Raw genomic sequence first — 19,552 nt, 5'->3', positions numbered from 1 at the left:
AATGAAAAAAAATTAACAAAAAGTGCTTTCTGAGCTGCTCAAAAAAGAGTAAAGTTATTCGCGTAGGGTACAGAGGTAAGATGTTCTATCTTTCAGACCTTTTACTTCACGTAATCGGATTTGGCTGAATATTTTAGCCGCCCCAGTCAGTAATGACTGGGGCGTTTTTTATTTTGCTCGTCATACTTCAAGCTGCATACGCGTTGGCTTCGAATTACTCGGCTCATCCATGAGCCTCACCCTTACGGGCCGCCGCTTCGCGGCGTTCAAATCTGTTCCAGACAGATTTGTCGCTCACCCCAGTCACTTACTTATGTAAGCTCCTGGGGATTTGCTGTGTTGCCGCCTTAGAGCAAGAATAAAGAACTGTAGGCCGGATAAGACGCGCAGCGGCGCCATCCGGCATATCGGTGGGTTATTCCCCGTCCTGCGTCTCTTCCACGGGAGCCAGATCGTTAAACCAGCTATCCAGTTTCTGACGTAATTTATCCACGCCTTGCTTCTTCAGGGAAGAAAACGTTTCTACCTGCACATCGCCGTTAAAGGCCAGTACCGCTTCACGCACCATATTCAACTGCGCTTTACGTGCGCCGCTGGCCAGTTTGTCCGCTTTGGTGAGTAAAACCAGAACCTGAATGTTGCTCTCTACGGCCCACTGGATCATCTGCTGGTCGAGATCTTTTAACGGGTGACGGATATCCATCAGTACCACCAGGCCTTGCAGGCTCTGACGTTTTTCCAGATATTCGCCCAGCGCGCGTTGCCACTTACGCTTCATCTCTTCCGGGACTTCTGCATAGCCATAGCCGGGCAGGTCAACCAGACGTTTGCCTTCAACCACCTCAAACAGGTTGATGAGCTGAGTACGGCCCGGTGTTTTGGATGTACGCGCCAGACTCTTCTGATTCGTAAGCGTGTTCAGCGCGCTGGATTTGCCTGCATTGGAACGGCCAGCAAAAGCCACTTCGATTCCGGTATCGGAAGGTAAATGGCGAATATCAGGCGCACTCATCACAAAGTGCGTCTGTTGATAATTCAAATTAGTCAAAGCGGTCGTCTCCGTCAGTCAAAGCTTTGCAGCGATTATACCTGAACAGCGGCAAAAGACGGATTTTTCAGCATGCGGGGTGTGTGTAAGCTAAAACCATGCTCTTTGTGAGACATTGCCGATTGTTCTTATGCGAAATTTCAGAGTAAGCGCAGACCGAAAATTAAGATAAAATAATAAAATCATAACGTTATGTTTCAGGCAATATTCTGAAAAGTGGACATTCGCGTTTCGATTACTTGTGCGTTTATGCCAGAAGAGTAAAGTAGCATCCATAGCGAGGAAGCTGTCAGGATTACGACTCAGGATGAGGGTCAGGAGCGCTAGGAGGCGAAGACGCAGGATTTGTCAGGAAGACAAACGTTCGGAGACGTTAGTAAAAGGAAATGGAAACAACACGGAATGTTTCAGGCTAAGGGAAAAACAGGGCGTGTTGGTAGCCAACAGGGATCGTAGAGCCCGTTAGGGTTGTTAGACAGCAAAAAAGGCGACAGATTACTCTGTCGCCTTTTTTCTTTATAGGGTTTCTGCTAGATTCCGCGGCAAATGAAACTCGTCATACTTCAGGTTGCATGTGCGTTGACTTCCTGCAACTCGAATTATTTAGAGTATATACTGACTAAAACAGCCAAAGACGAATCACTATGAAATCAACTTCTACACCACGCGGTAAAGGTCCCGCAAAAGCGCGTCGTAAAACACGCGAAGAGCTGAATCAGGAAGCGCGCGACCGTAAGCGTCAGAAAAAACACCGTGGTCATGCGGCGGGGAGCCGTGCGACAGGTGACAACGCGGCTTCAGGCGGTAAAAACCAGAACAAGCAGAAAGATCCACGAATTGGCAGTAAAACCCCCATTCCCCTGGGTGTGACCGAAAAAGTCACCAAACAGCACAAACCGAAGAGTGAGAAACCTATGCTTTCACCGCAGGCTGAGTTGGATTTACTGGAAACGGATGAGCGCCTGGATGCGCTGCTGGAACGTCTGGAAGCAGGCGAAACCCTGAGTGCGGAAGACCAAACCTGGGTAGATGCCAAACTGGATCGTATTGATGAGCTGATGCAGAAGTTGGGCCTCTCTTATGATGACGATGAAGAAGAGGAAGAGGACGAAAAGCAGGAAGATATGATGCGCCTGCTCCGGGGCGGCAACTAACGGGTTTACACCGTGGGCCTTCCCGTCCTGCTTATAACCCTTCCGGTTGTATGTTATCTGGTGTGGTTATTCGTTAAACTACAGCGGTTGTCGCGGCGACAGAAGTGGCTGCGCAACCGGTTTATTACCCGTAGTGGGGTAAAGCCGGTACGCCGTACCCGCCAGCGACGCCATCGGAAGGAGTGAGCATGTCTGAACAGTTGATAGACTGGGATCTGGCCCTGATCCAGAAATATAACTATTCCGGGCCACGATATACCTCGTATCCCACAGCGCTGGAGTTTTCGGAAGACTACGGCGAAGAGGCATTTCAGCACGCTGTGGCGCGTTACCCTGAACGTCCGCTGTCTCTGTACGTTCATATCCCGTTTTGCCATAAATTGTGCTACTTCTGCGGTTGCAACAAGATTGTGACCCGCCAGCAGCATAAGGCCGACCAATATCTCGATGCGCTTGAACAAGAAATTATTCATCGCGCGCCGCTGTTTGCCGGACGTCGCGTTAGTCAACTGCACTGGGGCGGCGGAACGCCAACGTACCTGAATAAAGCGCAAATCAGTCGGTTAATGACGCTTCTGCGTGGAAACTTTCATTTTAACGACGACGTCGAAATCTCGATCGAAGTCGATCCCCGTGAAATTGAGCTGGATGTGCTCGATCATTTACGTGCGCAAGGGTTTAACCGCCTGAGTATGGGGGTGCAGGATTTCAATAAAGACGTTCAGCGTCTGGTTAACCGCGAGCAGGATGAAGAGTTTATCTTCTCGCTGCTCAATCATGCGCGCGAGATAGGCTTCACCTCGACGAATATCGATCTGATTTACGGGTTGCCAAAGCAAACGCCGGAAAGCTTCGCCTTTACGCTCAGACGCGTGGCAGAGCTGAGCCCCGATCGCCTGAGTGTCTTTAACTACGCTCATTTGCCCACGTTATTCGCCGCTCAGCGCAAAATCAAAGAGGCCGACCTGCCCAGCGCGCAGCAAAAACTCGATATCCTGCAAGAGACCATCTCGTCGCTGACGGAGACGGGCTATCAGTTCATCGGGATGGATCACTTTGCCCGCCCGGATGACGAACTGGCCGTTGCCCAGCGTGAGGGCGTTCTGCATCGTAACTTCCAGGGCTATACCACTCAGGGCGATACGGACCTGCTGGGGTTGGGCGTTTCCGCCATCAGTATGATTGGCGACAGCTACGCGCAGAACCAGAAAGAGCTGAAGCACTACTATCAGCAGGTGGATGAGCTGGGGAATGCGTTATGGCGCGGCATTGTGCTGACCCGCGATGACTGCATTCGTCGGGATATTATTAAGTCGCTGATCTGCAACTTCCGTCTCGATTACGCAGCGGTTGAACAGCAGTGGGATCTCAACTTCGCGGCGTACTTTGCGGAAGATTTAGCGCTGCTGGCGCCGCTGGCGAAAGATGGGCTGGTGGATGTGGATGATAAGGGGATTCAGGTTACGCCGAAAGGCCGTCTGCTGATCCGTAACATCTGTATGTGCTTTGATGCTTATCTGCGCCAGAAAGCGCGGATGCAGCAGTTCTCACGGGTGATTTAGTGGCGTTGCCCGGTGGCGCTACCGCTTACCGGGCCTACAAGTTAACATCAACCGTAGGTCGGATAAGCGGTAGCGCCATCCGGCACGCATTTAGCTAAACAGCCCAACCAGCGCTGCACACAGTACTGCGGCAACCGCAGTTTGTGGCGTGTGGCTGTCGACCGCTCCGCTCGATACCAGATTGATTAATGATTCCAGCATGATGATTCCCCCTGTTTGCCGGGCATGATCATACTCAACTCATCGGAACAGTAAAGCGCAAAATAACGGCAATTTGCGCTTAAATATTAATCTTTACACAACGACGAATCGTCACTCCATACCCAGCTCTTTTAGCTTGCGAGTCAGGGTGTTACGACCCCATCCCAGCAGCCGTGCCGCTTCCTGTTTATGCCCCTGGGTATGACGCAGCGCGGTGGTTAACAGCGTACGCTCCAGCTCAGGCTGCGCTTCAGAAAGCAGGTTTTGATGACCGGAACGCAACGCGCGATCCGCCCACTGCGCCAGCAATGTGGCCCAACTGTCTGACTGTATGTGCGACTGGCTGTCTGGCACCGTGGCTTCAAACAGCTCGCCGGGTAAGTCCTGAATCAGAACCTCCTGTCCGGCGGCCATCACCGTTAACCAACGGCAGGTATTCTCCAGTTGACGCACGTTGCCAGGCCAGGCCAGACGCGTCAGCGCCGCTTCGGTTTCCGGGTGGAGCAATTTGGCTTCGACGCCCAGTTCGCGGGCAGCCACTTGCAGGAAATGCCGCGCCAGGCGTGGAATATCTTCCCGGCGCTCGCGCAGCGGCGGCAAATGTACGCGAATCACGTTCAGGCGGTGGAACAGATCTTCACGGAACTTACCTTCCTGTACGCGTAATTCCAGGTTCTGATGGGTGGCGGCGATAATCCGCACATCAACCTTCACCGGCGCATAGCCACCAACGCGGTAAAACTGCCCATCGGCTAAGACGCGTAGCAAACGCGTCTGCACATCCAGCGGCATATCGCCGATCTCATCGAGAAACAGCGTGCCGCCGTCGGCCTGCTCAAAGCGCCCCTGACGAATGGTATTCGCCCCGGTGAACGCCCCTTTTTCATGACCAAACAGTTCGGACTCGATCAAATCCTTCGGAATAGCCGCCATATTCAGGGCGATAAAGGGAGCTTTTACGCGTGGGCTATGGCGATGCAGCGCATGGGCGACCAGCTCTTTACCGGTCCCGGACTCGCCGTTGATCAGCACGCTGATAGACGAGCGTGAGAGGCGGCCAATAATGCGAAAGACATCCTGCATCGCGGGCGCTTCGCCGATGATATCGGTTGTCGGGCCGTTGATCTGGACATTGCGCGGCTGTTGCTGCTCCTGATAATGGCTGATCGCGCGTTCAACCAGCGCGACCGCTTCGTCAATATCAAAAGGCTTTGGCAGATAATCAAACGCGCCTTGTTGATAAGCGCTGACGGCGGCATCGAGATCGGAATGCGCCGTCATTATGATGACCGGAAGCATGGGGTGACGCTGTTTGATCTGTTTTAACAGCGCCAGTCCGTCCATTCCCGGCATACGGATATCCGACAGCAGGACATCCGGCGTTTTACTCGCCAGCGCGTCCAGCACTTCGTTGCCGCTTTCAAATGTGGTGCAATGTAATCCCGCCCCGGCGAGCGCACGTTCAAGCACCCAACGGATGGAACTATCGTCATCGACTACCCAGACTATCCCTCGTTGCATAAACGTCACCTTTATTTCCTGATAGGCAGGTAAACCGAGAACTCGGTATGACCCGGCCAACTGGTAAATTCAATTTTGCCGGAATGCTGATCAATCAAATTACGGGCAATGGATAAGCCCAGCCCGGTGCCGCCTTCGCGACCGCTGACCATCGGGTAAAACAGCGTGTCCTGTAAATGGGACGGAATACCCGGCCCGTTGTCCTCAACGTCGATGCGTGCCGCCAGGCGATAACGCACGCCATGCAGCGTCAGCTGGAATGCGGTACGGGTACGCAGAATGATTTCACCGCCTTCCGGCCCTAACGCCTGTAAGGCGTTACGCACGATGTTCAGCAGGACCTGTTCAATCTGGTCCGGGTCGTGAGGCAGTTCCGGCAGACTGGGGTCGTAATCACGAATCATCGTGACGTTCTCTGGCAGCTCCATCGACACCAGTGCGACGACGCGTTCTGCGACTTTGTGGATACTCTCCGTGACGTGCATACCCGGCTGTTGCGGTCCCAGCAGTCGGTCAACCAGATTACGCAGCCTGTCGGCCTGCTCAATAATGACTTTGGTGTACTCCAGCAACGCCGGGTCAGGCAGGGCTTTACTGAGCAGTTGGGCCGCGCCGCGTAAACCACCAAGCGGGTTTTTGATCTCATGCGCCAGACCGCGCACCAGGTCGCGGGCGGCGATTTGCTGGGCATGCTGAAGCTGTTCCTGGCTCAGGCGACGCTGGTTATCCATCGGCGCCATTTCCAGCAGGATGAAGTTATCCGGCAGGCGCTGGGCGGTTAGCGAGAGAATATGGGAGCGTCCGTCGATCACCAGCGTGACTTCGTTGTCCGTAAATCCCTGACCTGCTTCCAGGCTTTCGCGCATCAGCCCAATATTTAATGAAAAATAGCTCAACAGCTCAGGCAGCGGCGTACCAAACAGCTTGCGGGCGCTTTGGGCGAGCAGCTGTTGTGCGGCCGGGTTGGCGTAATGCACCGCCAGCTCGTCGTCGACCAGTAAAATGCTGTTGATTAAAGAATTGAGGATCTGCCCAGCATCGGGCTGCGTGCCTGTTGCCATTTAGCAGTCTCCTGGAATAGTTTGCACCAATTTAGTGCATTATAGCTTTTTACGTGTAAAAAGCGCGTGGGATCAGAACGTTGGTGGAGAAAAAAGCCCATCGTGTGATGGGCTACAGATGAGTGGCAAACGTTGTGCCGGATGGCGGCTTTGCCTTATCCGGCCTACAAGGTGATGTTACCGGTAGGCCTGATAAGCTTGCGCCATCAGGCGTCTTATCATTCGCCATCAATCTCAAACCTGCCTGAACAGGCTAAAAGTTCCACGGCAACTCAACGATTAAACGCTGTAGTACAGCTCAAACTCTACCGGGTGCGGCGTCATGCGCACGCGGTCATTTTCTTCAATGCGCAGGGCGATGTACGCGTCGATCGCTTCATCAGTGAACACGCCGCCTGCTTTCAGGAATTCGCGGTCAATATCCAGCTCGTTGAGCGCTTCTTCCAGAGAGCCTGCAACCTGTGGGATCTCTTTCGCTTCTTCCGGCGGCAGGTCATACAGGTTTTTGTCCATCGCTTCGCCTGGGTGGATCTTGTTCTTAATACCGTCAAGACCCGCCATCAGCAGAGCGGCAAAGCACAGGTACGGGTTCGCAGCCGGGTCCGGGAAGCGCACTTCGATACGACGCGCTTTCGGAGAGGCCACAACCGGAATACGGATAGAGGCAGAACGGTTACGGGCGGAGTAGGCCAGCATGACCGGTGCTTCATAACCCGGGACCAGACGCTTGTAGGAGTTGGTGGTCGGGTTCGCCAGGGCGTTGATCGCTTTTGCGTGTTTGATTACGCCGCCGATGTAGTACAGCGCCTGCTCAGACAGACCCGCATATTTGTCGCCGGAGAACAGGTTAGTCCCGTTTTTGGACAGGGACATGTGGCAGTGCATACCGGAACCGTTATCGCCGAACATCGGTTTTGGCATAAAGGTCGCAGTTTTACCGAAACGGTGAGCGACGTTGTGCACAACGTATTTGTAGATCTGAATTTCGTCCGCTTTTTTGGTCATGGTGTTGAAGCGGGTTGCCACTTCGTTCTGACCTGCGGTTGCCACTTCGTGGTGGTGTGCTTCTACAACCAGACCCATTTGCTCCATAACGGAACACATTTCAGAACGGATGTCCTGAGAAGAGTCTACCGGCGGAACCGGGAAGTAACCGCCTTTTACTGCCGGACGGTGACCTTTGTTGCCACCTTCGTACTGGGTGGAGGAGTTCCATGCGCCTTCGATATCGTCGATAGCGACGTGGGAACCGGAGATAGAAGAACCGAAGCGGATATCGTCAAACAGGAAGAACTCTGGCTCTGGCCCGAACAGAACGGTGTCTGCGATGCCGGTAGAGCGCAGGTACTCTTCCGCGCGCTTGGCGATGGAACGCGGGTCGCGATCGTAACCTTGCAGGGTGCCTGGCTCCAGGATGTCGCAACGAATAATCAGCGTAGAATCAGCGTAGAACGGGTCAATGACCGCAGTGGATGCGTCCGGCATCAGAACCATGTCGGATTCGTTGATACCTTTCCAGCCACCGATCGAGGAGCCGTCAAACATTTTGCCTTCTTCAAAGAATTCGGCATTCACCTGATGAGCAGGAATCGTGACGTGCTGTTCTTTACCTTTGGTATCGGTGAAGCGCAAATCAACAAACTTCACTTCATGCTCATTCAGCATCGTCAAAACGTGTTCAGCGGACATACTTAACTCTCCCGGATTGGTCATTGTCGTCGTGGTAACGAAGTCTTCAATTCTGCAAAAATTGGCCGTGTCGCCGTAAAAAATACAAAGCGAAATCTGTGCCAACTTTTAAATTGCCCCTAAAAGGCGTTATCATGCGCACCATCGTGCAAAAGGGCCGCACCATAGTGGATATGTTGCACCAATATAGTGCTTTAATGTGAACATTAAGCACCATGTTGGTGCAATGGACAGTGAGTGACCCTTTTAACGCTCCGTGAAAGCGATCACAAAGAAACTCTGCAATACTTGTTTGCGGAGGATCTCTGTGATCCTGTTTTGTAGTGCGATTAATCCGTGTACAATAACGCGCTATTTCTAATGCCTGAGGCAAAGTTGTGATCGAAAATTTGCGTAACATCGCCATCATCGCGCACGTTGACCACGGTAAAACTACCCTGGTCGATAAGCTGCTACAGCAATCCGGTACGTTTGATGCGCGTGCCGAAACTCAAGAGCGTGTGATGGACTCCAACGATTTGGAGAAAGAGCGTGGGATTACCATCCTCGCTAAAAACACTGCTATCAAATGGAATGATTACCGTATCAACATCGTTGATACCCCAGGACACGCCGACTTCGGTGGTGAAGTTGAACGTGTAATGTCCATGGTAGACTCCGTGCTGCTGGTGGTTGACGCATTTGACGGCCCGATGCCGCAGACGCGCTTCGTGACCAAAAAAGCCTTTGCTCATGGCCTGAAGCCGATTGTTGTTATCAACAAAGTTGACCGTCCTGGCGCGCGCCCTGACTGGGTTGTAGACCAGGTATTCGACCTGTTCGTTAACCTCGACGCGACCGACGAACAGCTGGACTTCCCGATCATCTACGCTTCGGCGCTGAACGGTATCGCAGGTCTGGATCACGAAGATATGGCGGAAGACATGACCCCGCTGTATCAGGCGATCGTTGACCACGTACCGGCACCGGACGTTGACCTGGACGGCCCGCTCCAGATGCAGATCTCTCAGCTGGACTACAACAACTATGTTGGCGTTATCGGCATTGGTCGTATCAAGCGCGGTAAAGTGAAGCCGAACCAGCAAATCACTATCATCGATAGCGAAGGCAAAACCCGTAACGGTAAAGTGGGCAAAGTGCTGACTCACCTGGGTCTGGAACGTATTGATAGCGACCTGGCGGAAGCGGGCGATATCATTGCAATCACCGGTCTGGGCGAGCTGAACATCTCCGACACCATCTGCGATCCGCAGAATGTTGAAGCGCTGCCAGCGCTGTCTGTTGATGAGCCGACCGTTTCTATGTTCTTCTGCGTAAACACCTCTCCGTTCTGCGGCAAAGAAGGTAAATACGTGACCTCTCGTCAGATCCTTGAGCGTCTGAACAAAGAACTGGTACACAACGTTGCGCTGCGCGTTGAAGAAACCGAAGATGCGGACGCGTTCCGTGTATCCGGTCGTGGTGAACTGCACCTGTCCGTTCTGATTGAAAACATGCGTCGTGAAGGTTTCGAGATGGCGGTTTCCCGTCCGAAAGTTATCTTCCGCGAAATCGACGGCCGTAAACAGGAGCCGTACGAAAACGTCACGCTGGACGTCGAAGAGCAGCACCAGGGTTCTGTGATGCAGGCGCTGGGCGAGCGTAAAGGCGACCTGAAAAACATGAATCCAGATGGCAAAGGCCGCGTACGTCTCGACTACGTGATCCCAAGCCGAGGTCTGATCGGTTTCCGTTCAGAGTTCATGACCATGACCTCCGGTACGGGTCTGCTGTACTCCACCTTCAGCCACTACGACGATATCCGTCCGGGCGAAGTGGGCCAGCGTCAGAACGGCGTACTGATCTCCAACGGTCAGGGTAAAGCGGTTGCGTTCGCACTGTTCGGTTTGCAGGATCGCGGTAAGCTGTTCCTGGGTCACGGCGCGGAAGTTTACGAAGGCCAGATCATCGGTATTCACAGCCGTTCTAACGACCTGACCGTAAACTGCCTGACCGGTAAGAAACTGACCAACATGCGTGCGTCTGGTACTGACGAAGCAACGGTTCTGGTTCCGCCAATCAAGATGACCCTGGAGCAGGCTCTGGAGTTCATCGATGACGACGAACTGGTAGAAGTGACTCCAACCTCTATCCGTATTCGTAAACGTCACCTGACGGAAAACGATCGTCGTCGTGCAATGCGTGGCGCGAAAGAAGAGTAATACGGGCTTACAAAATCGGCCTGATAACTCCGATTCGTAGGCCGGATAAGGCGTTAGCCGCCATCCGGCAACAAAAAGCCGCTGATTTCAGCGGCTTTTTTATTATCCTGTTCAGAAGAAATATTTTACCCCGACACGAATCTGGTTTTGCTCCCGATGGTAGGGCTCCACATTGCGATCCAACCAACGTAACTCTAAGTACGGCAGCCAGTTCTGGTTAATCCGGTATCTGAAAGTATTGGTAATTTCCCAGTGGTGTTTGGTTCCGTTGCTGCTGTTAAAATCATTCACATTATAAAAATAGTGTGGCTCAAAGGTATAAGAAAATTTATCAGTAATGATGAAATTCCAGTAGTTGCCGATTTCATAGCTATCGTTATTATCTAATTCACCATTTAAATCAGTAGAACTGTAGTTATTATGGTTGTAACGGTTACGAACCGTCAGATTAAACCACGGTGTGAATTTATAATTGACGTCCAGATAAACAGCGCCGCCAGAACCGATGCTTTTATCGTTTATCAGACCACCGGGTTGAATGGTTAACCGGTCCGTCGGTTTAAATAACGGATACCAACCCTCAATTTCATTATAACCATGCTTTAATTCATCATCACGCTGTAGCGTATAGGTGTTGGTCAACATAATTCCAGCCCCCATATCGGAGTTGTAGCCAACGCGCAGCATGAATTCCATTTGATCGGATGCCAGATTATAGGCCTCGCGGTTTTCCACATAAGCGCCCGCAAAAACAGAAGTGGAGATAACAGAGGATAACAGCATTATTGTGTTCAACGTTTTCATAGTAAATCCATTTTTTAAGCGTAGGGAGCCGCTATCCATCGAAATGGATAGAGCGGCAATTATTTTATTTAATTAGAACAGAGGTTTTTTAATGGCTTACAACGCCGGTTTGTATCGATTGTTTCTTTCGTTGGCTAATTTCCTCAATAATAAAAGCAAAACGTTTTTCATTGAGCTTATAAAAAAAGCCCATTGTGAGTGCGGCGATAATCGCCAGGCCGCATGGCCAGAGAAATATCAACTGACGTAGGCCAAGTAACGTCTCCGCGCTTTGCGCTATGTTCGGCACGTAGCCAATTTGCGTCAGCATAATGCCGGGCAAGAAACCCGCCAGCGCCGCAGAAATTTTTCGTGAGAAGGTATAACCGGTATAGACCGACCCTTCCGCACGAATGCCTGTTTTCCATTCGCCGTAATCGACCGTATCAGGAACCAGCGCCCAGTTCAGGCTGTTAACGAACGCGGTGCCGAAAAACGCCATGCAGGAGAAGATCACGAACAGGAAAGAGGTTCCACCCCAGAGAAAGTTCAGCACATCGCCGATAGCCCACAGCGTCAGGCCGCCGAGGTAGACCTGCTTTTTCCCAAACCGTTTTACGGTTACGGGCACCAGCAGTACGCCGACCAGAATGCACCCCATACTGAAAAATCCCATCCATGACAGCAAATGGATGTCGTTCAGCACGTACTGGGTGTAATAGACCTGAATCGCCAGTTTGATGTTAAACGCGGCCAGCGTACATAAGTTGGCCACGCAGAGCACCAGCAGCGGCGGATTGCGGAAAATCGCACAGAAGGATTTAAGAATGCTGGGCTTATGGTGGGCCGGAACGATATCGATATACCGTTCTTTCACCCCGCTGAAACACCACCACATACTGAACAGGCCGCAAACGGAGAAAATCAACGCGGCTACCAGATAACCCAGAGAAGATGACTGGGTGAAGAGCGCCTGAATCGGCATAAAGCCAACGGTACACAGCAACAGACCGAGCGTTGCGCCGCCCTGACGCCATGCTGCGAGTTGGGCGCGCTCATGCGGGTTTCTGGTGATAGCGGGCACCATCGCCCCGTATGAGCAATTCATCAGGCTGTAAAACAGGCCAAACAGCATGAACAGTACGGTTGCCAGCGCTGTTTTGACCGTCAGTGTAAAATCGGTGGCGAGAAACTGCGCGCTGGCAACCAGCGCGACAGGAAATGATGCATACAGAATGAAAGGGCGAAACTTACCTTTAGCGCCAATATGACGACGGGAATCCAGCAGCACCCCCGTCAACATATCGGTGAACGCGGTAAAGAACTTCGCCACCAGAAAGATAATCCCACCGTAATATGCGGGCATCCCCAGTTCATCGGTATAAAACTTAAGCAGATACAGCGTACCGATACACAGCATCAAATTTGAGCCGAAGTCACCCATGCCATAGGCATATTTTTCCCGTAGGCTCAGTTTTAGCGTCAGCGGATCATGGTCAGACATAATCGCTCCTCAATAACGCCCCGAAGGGCGCCTTTATTATCATTGTTAAGCCGTTTGTTTACGGGCTTCTATCTCTTCAACGATGCGGACATACATCTTCTCGTTGAGGTTGTAGAAACATCCCATTGCGATGATGGTTATCACCGCCAGCGCGCACGGATAAATAAAGATCAGCTGCCGCAAACCTTCGACAGTGCCTGCCGATTGCACCACATTGGGCACGTAGCCGATTTGGGTCAGCATCCAACCGGGGAAGAAGCCCGCCAGCGCCTGAGACACCTTACGGAAGAAGGTAAAACCGGTGTATACCGTTCCTTCTGAACGCACGCCGGTGCGCCATTCACCGTATTCCACCGTGTCGGAGACCAGCGCCCAGTTCAGGCTGTTCACAAACGCTGAACCGAAAAACGCCAGGCAGGAAAACGCGACAAAACTGACCGAGCCGCCGCCAAAGAAGTAGTTGAGAAGATCGCCGATAACCCAAACCAGCAGGCCGCCGATGTAGACCTTTTTCTTGCCGAAGCGTCTTACCGCGCCGGGCATTAAAAAGACGCCGATGAAAATGCAGCCCATGCTGAAAAAACCCATCCAGGAGAGGAGGATCGGGTCATTCAGTACGTACTGGGTGTAATACACCTGGATCGCCAGCTTAACGTTGAAAGCGCCCAGGGTGCAGAGATTCGCGATACATAAAATGAACAGCGGACGGTTCCCGGCAATGGCGCGAAACGACTGGAGCAGCCCCGGTTTTTCGGTCGCTTCAACCGGTTTTACCTCCACATAACGCTCTTTGACGCCTGCGTAGCAGAGCCACATAAACAGCAGGCCAAACAGTGAGAACAGCGTGGCGGCGAAAATATAGCTTAGCTGTGCGTTCCCTTCGATCAGATTCATCACCGGAACAAAACCGACGGTGCACAGCAGCAGGCCGAGCGTGGCGCCGCCCTGACGCCAGGCGGCAAGCGAGGCGCGCTCATCCGGGTTTTTGGTAATGGCGGGCACCATCGCGCCATACGAACAGTTCATCATGCTGAAGAACAGGCCGTACAGCATAAACAGCACCGTCGCCATCACCGTCTTACCGGTGATTTCAAACGGCGTGCCGACAAAGTTGGCGATGGCCAGCAGGGTCACCGGAAACGCGGCATAGAGCACGAACGGACGGAACTTGCCTTTCGGGCCGATTTTACGCCGCGAGTCGAGCATAATCCCGGTGCCCATATCGGTGAAGGCGGTAAAGAATTTGGCGATCAGGAAAATAATACCGCCATACGTGCCCGGTAGACCCAGCACATCGGTATAAAACTTAAGTAAATAAAGCGTACCAATATCCAGCAGGATATTGGAGCCTAAATCACCCATCCCATAGGCAAGTTTTTCTTTAAACGGCAAGCGTAGGGTCGCCGGATTTGATGACGTTTGACTCATTATTTTTCTCCATATGCCCGTGAGTTTCCCCACGGGCGAGCCGTATTAGATAGTGCGTAAAGAGGCAAACAGTGATGCCCACTCGCTCTCTGCACGGTAAAAGACCGGAGGCTTGCCGAGCGGCGCGTCCACGGTAATCTCGCCGCCGCGAAGCGTTTCGCCCGTCCACGCGTTGATCCAGTTATCCTCAGGCAGATATAGCGTCCAGTCGCGGCGTCCTTGTTCGTGGACCGGCGCAACCAGCAGGTCGCGACCCAGCAGATACTGGTATTTCAGGGTGTAGGTCTGCGCATCGTCCTCGTAGTGCAGGAACAGCGGGCGCATGACCGGCAGACCGGTTCTGGCGTTCTGCGCCACCGCCTGTTTGAGATACGGTTTCAGGGTGGTAAAAACGGTTGTCATACGGGCAAAGTGGGCGATGGTTTCCGCGTCGCCATCAAACTACCAGTTATCGCCGGGGCGGTTCCCTTCGTGGGTACGCATCATCGGGGTGAAGGCGCTGAAGTCACACCAGCGCAGCAGCAGCTCTTTACTGCGCTTCATGTCGAACAGGGTGGTATAACCGCCAATATCGCTGTGATGCAGACCGTGACCCGTCATCGCCAGCGACAATGCGGCAGGCACCACGGAGGCGAGACCGTCGTCCAGACTCCAGTCGACGTTCTGATCGCCCGCCCACATCATGGTGGAATATTTCTGGCTGCCGGTATAACCCGCACGCATAAAGAACAGGATCTCGCCCAGCTTGCCGGTCTCTTGTAGCGCTTCGTAGTTACATTTCGCCCACAGCGCCGGCCAGGCGTTATGCATAATTTCCGCGCTGACGCCGTTATGCAGGTAAGTGTCGGTTGGCAGGTATTCCCCGAAATCCGCCATCCAGCCGCCGCAACCCAGCTCAATCATGTTTTTCTTGATGACATTCTTGAACCAGTCATAGGCTTCAGGATTGGTCAAATCCACGACGCCGCCATAAAACTCGCCGAACTCAACCAGATAGTCATCGCCCGCAGCGTCTTTTGCCAGATAACCGTGTCTGGCTGCTTCGGCGCAAAGATCTTTATCGCTGGCGACGTAAGGATTGATGTAGGAGAGGAACTGCACGCCTTCTTCTTGCCACTGCTTGATACGGGTATCCAGCTGCGGATAGTTGTCGCTGTTCCACTTCCAGTTCCACATCACGCGTTTGCCGAAAGAGGTCATGCGGATGCCGGACCAGTCCTGCGCCCAGATGCCATTCACCTTCACGCCTGCGTTGCGCATGGTGTCCAGCTTCTGCTGGCAGACGTCGGTGCCGCCCTGAATGCCGAGCGTCACGCCGTCGTAAACCCAGTCCGGCAACACCGGCTGGCGGCCTAACAGCGCCGTCAATTTTTCCAGCAGGGCGATGTAGCTGTCGGCGCATTCAAAACGCAGGGTGGCGTTGTCTTCCCATAGCGCCAGCTCATGGTATTCCGGCGCGCTAAAGTCGAAATTCATGTAGCAGCTGTTATCGACGTGGCAGTAGTACTTTTGCGTGCTGACAAAAGTGGGCTGTGGGAAAAAGGTCCAGTAGTAATCCCCGCCCGCGTTTTCTTTGCAGTCCGCCTGCCAGGTGACATAGCTGTTTTTGTTGCGCCCGACGCCTTGTTCGCTGGTCCAGAGCGGGAAAGGCTTGCCGCGCAAATCGAAATAAGAGAATTGTTCGCCGCAGCCATAGATGTGATCTTCTGGCTGGGCGGCCAAGCGTAACCAGATGCGGTTATGGGTAAGATCGCTGTTTTGCAGTTTCAGCGTCAGGCGGCCCGCCTCATCGGTGGCGATGTGTAACGCTGCGCTGATGGCATCGCCGCGATTGAAATGGATCAACCAGCCATCCGGGGACTGGCTTATCGTTGCGTCAGTCAGCGCGATTTTCTCATTCAGCTTATCTTTTATGCTGAAATTACCGCGAAACATGTCGATATCGGCGACGCCGGTACCAATCCACAGGCAGGGATTTTCTGCGCTGTGGGATAGCAACAGACGATCTTGCCAGCTCAGGGTGAAGCCGTCATCGGTTGTTGTCAGGGTGATATTGTGTAGGGTATGCATAAGTTTTCTATCCTCAATGTTGCCGGACGGCAGCGCTCTTGCCTACGGTTAGCATGGCGCTCGTCGGCCGGATAAGACGCCTTAACGTCGCCATCCGGCATGTCATATTGTTATTTCGCGTTGCTATCCAGCAGGCCCGCAGCAACGGCGGGTGCCAGCCCCGGCGCCAGCGGCAGGCGCGGGATCACCAGGCAATGCAGCAGGTGGTAAATATCCTGCTTGCCGTCCCACACTTTGGTGGTCACCTGGTTATTGGTATCCAGCTCCTGCCACCACGAACCGTTCTCGTAGTCCATCAGATAAGTGATGCAGTAATCCCACCACTTCTGATACCAGGTTTCGTATTGGCTATCGCCGGTGAGGGTATACAGGGCGTAAGCGGTGCCCATTGCTTCCACAATCGGCCAGCGTACTCTTTCACGTACAATCGGTTTGCCGTCCCAGTCCACGGAGTAGACGAAGCCGTCTGCGCCATCGGGCGCCCAGGCGTCGCGAAGGGTGGCGTGGAATAACCCTTTGGCATCTTCCAGCAGCCAGGCGGGCGGAGTTTCAAAACGCGCTTCCAGGGCCGCATGCAGGTGCAGCATCAGGCGACCCCACTCGATCCAATGCCCCGGCGTGCCGCCGTAAGCGCGGAAACGGTGGGCAGGGTTATCTTTGTTGTAATCGCGGATGGGGTTCCACTGCGCATCGAAGTGCTCGTTGACGCGGTAGTCGCCGTTGCGGGCCACATCGTGAATAATGACGGAGGCGATGCGCAGCGCGCGGTCGAGCCATTTACGATCGTGGGTCACGTCGTACACGATCAAAAAAGCCTCTACGGCATGCATGTTGGCGTTGCCGCCACGGTAATCTTCGGTCTGGCTGAAGGCTTCGTCCCAGGACTCCAGGCACATCTGCTCCTCTTCGCTCCAGAAGTATTTTTCGATGACCTCGATCGCGTCATCCAGCAGTTTTCTGGCCTGTGGATGGCCCGTGGTGACGGCGCTTGCCGCCCCTAACAGGACGAAGAAATGCTGATATCCCTGTTTGGAGGCGTCCATCACGCCTTCATCGTTCACACAGGCATACCAGCCGCCGTAGCGCCGATCGCGTAACGCGCCGTTCAGCGCGTTAATACCATGGTCGACTAACTGATATGCGCCCGGACGGCCCATTGATGCAGCAACGGAATAAACGTGCAGCATACGGGCGGTAATCCACAGGTGCGTACCCATCTCCGCTCTGATCTGCCCCTGGTTTCCCAGCCAGCCGAAACCGGTAGGTACTGCGGATTTTTTCCCAAAGTCAAAAATGCGATCGGTTTCTTGCTCCAGCCAGCGGTTGTGGCTCAACGTGTTAAACCATTTCATGCTTTCATCCTCACATTAACGACGGCGGGCCATCATTTCGTCGACGATCTCACCCAAACGCTGCAACTTAGGCACAGAAATATCACGCAGCATCAGTTCGGTATCCGGCAGGCCAATCACCGATGACCAGACGGCGCGACCCGCCAGAAAACCGGATGCGCCCGCGGTCATTGCGACTCTGACCGCCCGAGGGAACAATTTTTCATCAATACCGGAGGAGAGGATGACCCACGGCATATTGATATGCTCGTTCAGGCGCTGTGACGCGGCGAGAAGGTCGTGCTGCGCGCCTTTGCCGTACAGCGGCATTTCAACTTTGTAGAGATCCGCGCCGCTGTCGCCCAACTCTTTCGCGGCATCAATGATGGCCTGTTCACGGTCGAACTTATCGCCACGGCGAGGTGGGCGCACAACCGGTTCGATAATGCTCACCAGACCATTGCTGTGGCACATCTCATTAAATTCTTTGACCATATCAAGACGCTGTTGGGCATCTTCATCGCTGCGCCAGAGCACCAGCAGTTTTAGCGCTTTACCGCCGTCTTGCTTTATCGCTTGTGGATTGATCTTTTTATCAATGACGACGCTATCGACAGGAATGCCATTGCCGGGAATGAACGCATCGGCGGCGACGATCATGGCGCAGTTTTTTGCAATCGCGTTTTGCTCCACCACCTGGCGGTAACAGAACTGTTGGTCAATCAGAATGGCGGAGGCATAAGGAGACAGCGCTTTTGCGGCATTCACTTTGAAATCCGTCAGTACGCTGTCGGCAATAGGAGACTTCGCACCAGCAGCTGCAAACATTAAGCGCATCGCTTCACGCTGATCGACCGCCAGCATGGCAAAGCCGCCGGATGCGCGCGTAATGTCTTTGATGGTGTAGTTGTTCATTCAGTTTTCCTTTATTCAGTCGTTACATTTTGAATTTGTTCGGTAATCCGGCGCTGTTACGCACCTGTTCGAGAATGGCTGTCCAGTCTTCCCGGCCACGACCGGCGGCGCGAGCCTGGTTATAAACTTCACGGGATGCGGCGCCGAGCGGCATCGGCACATGCAGTTGGTTGGCAACATCCAGCGCAATCCCCAGGTCTTTGTGCGCCAGATCGATCATGAAGGAGGGAGAAAGGTCGCCTTTCAGCACTTTGTTCGGCCAGGAGGTGGTGAAGTGGCCTTTGCCTGCCGGGGTTCCGCTCATCACTTTTAACGCGACGTCGAAGGAGAGGCCCAGCGCTTCGCATAACGCGGCGGCTTCGGCAGAAAGCGCATTCAGCGCGATGCTCATATAGTTATTGATAAGCTTTACGCGAATCCCCATGCCGGGGCCGCCAGCGTTAATCAACTCATTGCCCATCGCCATCAGTACCGGCGTTGCGCGCTCCACCTGTTCTGCGCTGCCGCCTGCCAGTAATAGCAACGTCCCCGCAATGGCGTGATCGGATGTTCGACCGACCGGGACATCCATCATGCTGAACCCTCTGGCGCGCATATCTGCGATAAGTTTGTCCGTCTGTAGCGGATGGATGGTGGACATATCGATCACCAGCGCGTCCTGTGACAAGCCTTCGCAAACGCCTTGATCGCCGAATAACACGCTGCGAACGAGATCGCCATTAGGCAGCATTGTGATGACAAACTCGGCCTCTTTCGCCGCCTGCGCCGGGCTGCTGGCAGGACGAGCGCCTTTTTCCACCAGGGTCTGTATGGCGTCGGGGTTCACATCAAAGACGCTGAGCTGATGGCCCTGCTTGAGCAAATTACTCGCCATGGGCGAACCCATCTGGCCTAATCCGACAAATGCAATCACTGCCATATCGTTCTCCTGAAACGTGAATGTCATTTTTTGTCACTTGCGTGACGCTGATTTTGTCTGTTTTTGATCGTATTTGTAATTTATGGTCAAAAAATTGACAGCCGTCACTTTTTAAACATTTTGCGAAATTAAAATAATCGCATCCCGAAATGCTTAAGGAATGAC

Annotated in this window: 15 protein-coding genes and 2 pseudogenes; 5 read left to right on the top strand and 12 right to left on the bottom strand. The window is 53.3% G+C overall.

All coding sequences use genetic code 11. The annotated features are described in order from the left end of the window. The first annotated feature begins 80 nt into the window (after nt 1-80). Complete coding sequence (gene spfP / locus CKO_RS23860) at nt 81-128, top strand: small protein SpfP (protein WP_071892919.1); 48 nt, start codon at nt 81-83, stop codon at nt 126-128. A 287-nt stretch (nt 129-415) separates the two neighbouring features. Here the strand turns inward: spfP and yihA are convergent, their stop codons facing one another. Then, the gene (gene yihA, locus CKO_RS13445) at nt 416-1,048 is read right to left on the bottom strand and encodes a ribosome biogenesis GTP-binding protein YihA/YsxC (protein ID WP_024130677.1); all 633 of its coding nucleotides are present in this window, start codon (nt 1,046-1,048) and stop codon (nt 416-418) included. 241 nt (nt 1,049-1,289) lie between these two features. Here yihA and CKO_RS13440 point away from each other — a divergent pair. From CKO_RS13440 to hemN, 3 genes and pseudogenes are all read left to right on the top strand, one after another. Continuing rightward, nucleotides 1,290-1,514, top strand: a pseudogene (locus CKO_RS13440) (hypothetical protein). 178 nt (nt 1,515-1,692) lie between these two features. Continuing rightward, entirely contained in the window at nt 1,693-2,202 is a 510-nt protein-coding gene (gene yihI / locus CKO_RS13435) for a Der GTPase-activating protein YihI (protein WP_012133944.1), read from the top strand. A gap of 188 nt (nt 2,203-2,390) precedes the next feature. Beyond that, nucleotides 2,391-3,764: an oxygen-independent coproporphyrinogen III oxidase gene (hemN, locus tag CKO_RS13430; protein WP_012133943.1), complete on the top strand. Its 1,374-nt coding sequence runs from the start codon at nt 2,391-2,393 to the stop codon at nt 3,762-3,764. Nucleotides 3,765-3,854: 90 nt separating this feature from the next. Here hemN and CKO_RS23365 read toward each other — a convergent pair whose 3' ends face one another. The 4 genes from CKO_RS23365 to glnA form a co-directional block, all read right to left on the bottom strand. Beyond that, nucleotides 3,855-3,965, bottom strand: coding sequence for a YshB family small membrane protein (locus CKO_RS23365; RefSeq protein ID WP_096753919.1), 111 nt, complete (start codon nt 3,963-3,965; stop codon nt 3,855-3,857). Nucleotides 3,966-4,076: 111 nt separating this feature from the next. Next, nucleotides 4,077-5,486 (bottom strand): nitrogen regulation protein NR(I), encoded by a 1,410-nt coding sequence (glnG, locus tag CKO_RS13425; protein WP_012133942.1) that lies wholly within the window; start codon nt 5,484-5,486, stop codon nt 4,077-4,079. A gap of 11 nt (nt 5,487-5,497) precedes the next feature. Next, on the bottom strand, nt 5,498-6,547 hold the full coding sequence (gene glnL, locus CKO_RS13420) for a nitrogen regulation protein NR(II) (protein ID WP_012133941.1): 1,050 nt from the start codon (nt 6,545-6,547) through the stop codon (nt 5,498-5,500). A gap of 279 nt (nt 6,548-6,826) precedes the next feature. Then, entirely contained in the window at nt 6,827-8,236 is a 1,410-nt protein-coding gene (glnA, locus tag CKO_RS13415) for a glutamate--ammonia ligase (protein WP_024130676.1), read from the bottom strand. Between the two features lie 377 nt (nt 8,237-8,613). On the opposite strand from glnA, the gene typA reads away from it, so the two are divergent. Beyond that, nucleotides 8,614-10,437: a ribosome-dependent GTPase TypA gene (typA, locus tag CKO_RS13410; RefSeq protein WP_012133937.1), complete on the top strand. Its 1,824-nt coding sequence runs from the start codon at nt 8,614-8,616 to the stop codon at nt 10,435-10,437. Nucleotides 10,438-10,548: 111 nt separating this feature from the next. On the opposite strand, the gene ompL is transcribed toward typA, so the two are convergent. The 7 genes and pseudogenes from ompL to yihU form a co-directional block, all read right to left on the bottom strand. After that, nucleotides 10,549-11,241 carry a porin OmpL gene (gene ompL / locus CKO_RS13405; RefSeq protein ID WP_024130675.1) on the bottom strand — a complete coding sequence of 231 codons (693 nt, stop codon included), beginning with the start codon at nt 11,239-11,241 and terminating at the stop codon, nt 10,549-10,551. An 88-nt stretch (nt 11,242-11,329) separates the two neighbouring features. Beyond that, nucleotides 11,330-12,724: an MFS transporter gene (locus tag CKO_RS13400; protein ID WP_012133935.1), complete on the bottom strand. Its 1,395-nt coding sequence runs from the start codon at nt 12,722-12,724 to the stop codon at nt 11,330-11,332. 45 nt (nt 12,725-12,769) lie between these two features. After that, nucleotides 12,770-14,152, bottom strand: a complete 1,383-nt coding sequence (locus CKO_RS13395) for an MFS transporter (protein WP_012133934.1) — start codon at nt 14,150-14,152, stop codon at nt 12,770-12,772. Nucleotides 14,153-14,197: 45 nt separating this feature from the next. Then, nucleotides 14,198-16,222 (bottom strand): annotated as a pseudogene (locus CKO_RS13390) (alpha-glucosidase). Between the two features lie 110 nt (nt 16,223-16,332). Further along, on the bottom strand, nt 16,333-17,574 hold the full coding sequence (gene yihS / locus CKO_RS13385) for a sulfoquinovose isomerase (protein WP_012133931.1): 1,242 nt from the start codon (nt 17,572-17,574) through the stop codon (nt 16,333-16,335). Nucleotides 17,575-17,589: 15 nt separating this feature from the next. Then, nucleotides 17,590-18,468 carry a sulfofructosephosphate aldolase gene (gene yihT, locus CKO_RS13380; RefSeq protein WP_012133930.1) on the bottom strand — a complete coding sequence of 293 codons (879 nt, stop codon included), beginning with the start codon at nt 18,466-18,468 and terminating at the stop codon, nt 17,590-17,592. 22 nt (nt 18,469-18,490) lie between these two features. Continuing rightward, nucleotides 18,491-19,387, bottom strand: coding sequence for a sulfolactaldehyde 3-reductase (gene yihU / locus CKO_RS13375; RefSeq protein WP_024130674.1), 897 nt, complete (start codon nt 19,385-19,387; stop codon nt 18,491-18,493). Nucleotides 19,388-19,552: the final 165 nt, after the last annotated feature.

It is taken from the genome of Citrobacter koseri ATCC BAA-895, from assembly GCF_000018045.1.
GTDB classification, from domain to species: Bacteria; Pseudomonadota; Gammaproteobacteria; order Enterobacterales; family Enterobacteriaceae; genus Citrobacter_B; species Citrobacter_B koseri.
The sequence above is the reverse complement of the archived record's forward strand: the minus strand, read 5'-3'. Positions and strand labels throughout refer to the sequence as shown.